Annotated in this window: 4 protein-coding genes; 1 reads left to right on the top strand and 3 read right to left on the bottom strand. The window is 75.2% G+C overall.

The genetic code is table 11. The features are described 5' to 3' along the window. Positions 1 to 1,285 (top strand): heavy metal translocating P-type ATPase (locus VN520_RS20415; protein ID WP_325748371.1); only part of this gene is annotated, 1,285 nt, incomplete at its 5' end. A gap of 90 nt (positions 1,286 to 1,375) precedes the next feature. On the opposite strand, the gene VN520_RS20410 is transcribed toward VN520_RS20415, so the two are convergent. The 3 genes from VN520_RS20410 to VN520_RS20400 all read right to left on the bottom strand — a co-directional run bounded on the left by VN520_RS20410 (position 1,376) and on the right by VN520_RS20400 (position 2,526). Then, a complete protein-coding gene (locus VN520_RS20410) occupies positions 1,376 to 1,648 on the bottom strand; it encodes a hypothetical protein (protein ID WP_251332794.1) in 273 nt (90 codons plus the stop codon). Between the two features lie 122 nt (positions 1,649 to 1,770). Then, the gene (locus VN520_RS20405) at positions 1,771 to 1,962 is read right to left on the bottom strand and encodes a hypothetical protein (RefSeq protein WP_251332795.1); all 192 of its coding nucleotides are present in this window, start codon (positions 1,960 to 1,962) and stop codon (positions 1,771 to 1,773) included. Positions 1,963 to 2,088: 126 nt separating this feature from the next. After that, positions 2,089 to 2,526, bottom strand: coding sequence for a hypothetical protein (locus tag VN520_RS20400; protein ID WP_251332796.1), 438 nt, complete (start codon positions 2,524 to 2,526; stop codon positions 2,089 to 2,091). Between the last annotated feature and the right edge of the window lie 168 nt (positions 2,527 to 2,694).

Genomic DNA, 2,694 nt, shown 5'->3' with positions numbered 1-2,694 from the left:
CGAGGCCACCCGCGTGGGCGCGGACACCACCCTGGCCCAGATGGGCCGGATGGTCGCGCAGGCCCAGACGAGCAAGGCCCCCGTGGCCCGCCTCGCCGACCGGATCTCCGGGGTCTTCGTCCCCGTGGTCCTGGCCGTCGCGCTGCTCACCCTGGCCGGCTGGCTCGTGACGACGGGGGACGTCGACGCGTCCTTCGTGGCCGCCGTCTCCGTGCTGGTCATCGCCTGCCCCTGCGCCCTCGGCCTGGCCACGCCCACGGCCCTGCTCACCGGCACCGGCCGCGGCGCCCAGCTGGGCATCCTCATCAAGGGCGCCGAGGTGCTCGAGGACACCCGCACCGTGGACACCGTGGTGCTCGACAAGACCGGCACCGTCACCAGCGGGCAGCTCGCCGTGACCTCGGTGACGCCCGTGGCCACGTACTCGAAGGACCAGATCCTGGACCTCGCGGCCTCCGTGGAGCAGCACTCCGAGCACCCGATCGCCCGGGCGATCGCCGCCGCGACCCCGCACCGCTTCGCGGCCACCGGCTTCGCCTCGGCGCCCGGCGGCGGCGTGCGCGCCAACGTGGCGGACGGGATGCGCTCCCGCTCGATCGTCGTCGGCCGCACCACGTGGCTGGAGCAGAACGGCGTGCGCCTGGACGAGCTCCAGCGCGAGGCCCTGCGCCGCGCCCAGGAGGGCGGGGTCACCACGGTCCTCGTGGCCGTGGACGGGGCGCTCGCCGGGTTTGTGGGCCTGCGGGACACGGTCAAGGGAGGCTCCCGCGCCGCGGTCGAGGAGCTCAGGCGGCTGGGCCTGCGCCCGATGCTGCTGACCGGGGACAACGAGGCCATGGCCCGGGCCGTGGCCGAGGAGGCCGGCATCCCTGCCGGGGACGTCGTCGCCGAAGTCAGCCCGGAGGGCAAGGTCGCGGTCGTGCGCGACCTGCAGGACGACGGGCACGTGGTGGCCATGGTCGGCGACGGCGTCAACGACGCCGCGGCCCTCGCCCGGGCCGACCTGGGGATCGCCATGGGCTCCGGCACGGACGCGGCCATCGAGGCCGCGGACATCACGGTCGTGCGCGACGACCTCCGGTCCGTCCCGACGGCGATCGCGCTGTCCCGCCGGACCCTGGCCGTCATCAAGTCGAACCTGTTCTGGGCGTTCGCCTACAACGTGGTGGCCATCCCCGTGGCCGCCGCGGGCCTGCTCAACCCCGTGATCGCGGGCGCGGCGATGGCGTTCAGCTCCGTGTTCGTGGTGCTGAACTCGCTGCGGCTGCGCGGTTTCGGCCGCTGAGCCCGTCCGGGGAGCCGGCGCACGGCAGCGGCCCGGGAGGAACCCGAGGTCCCTACCGGGCCGCTGCCGCGGCGGAGCGCGGCGGTGCGCTCAGGCGTCGGTGCTGCCGGGATTGGCCAGGATGTCGTCGCGCTGCTCCAGCACGGGCAGCTCGGACTTACTCATCTCCTGCGGCGACTGGGTGCTGGAGTCCTCCGGTCCCGCCTCGGCCTGGTTCTCCACGAGGCGCCGGTCGACCTCCTCCTGGAACGCGTCGGAGTCCATGGCCTCCGCGCCCTGCCACTCGTTGCCGGTGCCCCGCTCCTGGTCCGCCCCGGAGGGGTCGGCGCCGTCGTCGGTCGGTGGGGTGGACTGGTTGCTCATGCTGGCTCCCGCCATCGGGTCTCGAGCAGGGCGCGGTCCGCTCCTGCTGCTTCAGGTGCAGTTCAATCTACCGAGGCCCCGGGGAGCGGCCAAGGACGCCGGCGGCCGGGGCGCTCCGCCGCTCAGGCGTTGGCGCCGCCGGGGGTGACCGGGGCGTCGTCCTGGTCCTCCGGGCGGGGCTGCGTGGTCCCGCCCTCGTCCTGCCCGTCGCGCTGCTGCCCGAGGCGCTGGTCGACGACGTGCTGGAGGCCCTCGGTCCCCGTGCCCTCGGGCTGGCCGGCGGAGTCGACGGGCGGGGTGGACTGGTTGCTCATGCTGGCTCCCGTTCTCCGGTCCCGCGCGGGGCGCGGTCCGCTCCTGCTGCTTCGGACGGGTTCCAATCTAGTGAGCCGGGGCCCCGCTGCCAAGCATGCTGTGCGTCGGCCGGCGGGCGGGCCGGGTCAGGCGCGCGGCGCGGTGGGCCCGTCGTCGCCGGGGCGCTCGGAGCCCTCCGCGGAGCGGCGGCCCAGGAGGTCCTCCCCCTCGGTGTCCGGGCGGAGCCGCTGGCCGAACTGCGCCTCGTCGGTGCGCTGGGCGGCGGCCTCGCGCTCCCGCTTGGCGCGCGCCTCGGCGTAGAGCTTCGCGGAGGAGCGGTTCACGCCGGTGCCCTGCCCGAGGTGCGCCTCGTTGGGCTTCTCGACGATCATGAGGGTCGCGCTGACCACCACGGCGACGATGAACACGATGCCGGCGGCGACGAAGGCGAGGTCCAGGCGCAGGGCGTTGTCGGTGCCGCCGCTCGCGAAGATCGCCACGGCGACGAACGCGACCGCGGCCAGCACGGCGGAGAGCATGAGCGGTCCCTTGACGTCGGCCCGGGAGCCCTTGCGCTGTGCCACTCGTCCTCCTGTGTGGTGTTCCTGCGGGCGCTCGCCGGCGGGGTGGCCCCCGGCGTGCGGTAGCCCAGTCTACGCCGTCCCCGCGGGGGCCCGTCCCTGCCGGTCCTCGTGCCGGAGGGTCAGCGCGGCCAGCAGGTGGGTCACCCCGATGACGACGGCCGCGGCACC

This window comes from Streptomyces sp., assembly GCF_035563135.1.
Taxonomy (GTDB): Bacteria; Actinomycetota; Actinomycetes; order Streptomycetales; family Streptomycetaceae; genus Streptomyces.
Note: the sequence above shows the minus strand (reverse complement) of the source record. Positions and strands in the feature narration are given on the sequence as shown.

What these genes read in the sequence shown, in the direction of transcription:
- VN520_RS20410 (WP_251332794.1), bottom strand. Translation starts at nt 1,648, where the DNA reads ATGAGCAACCAGTCCACCCCACCGACCGACGACGGCGCCGACCCCTCC.
- VN520_RS20405 (WP_251332795.1), bottom strand. Translation starts at nt 1,962, where the DNA reads ATGAGCAACCAGTCCACCCCGCCCGTCGACTCCGCCGGCCAGCCCGAG.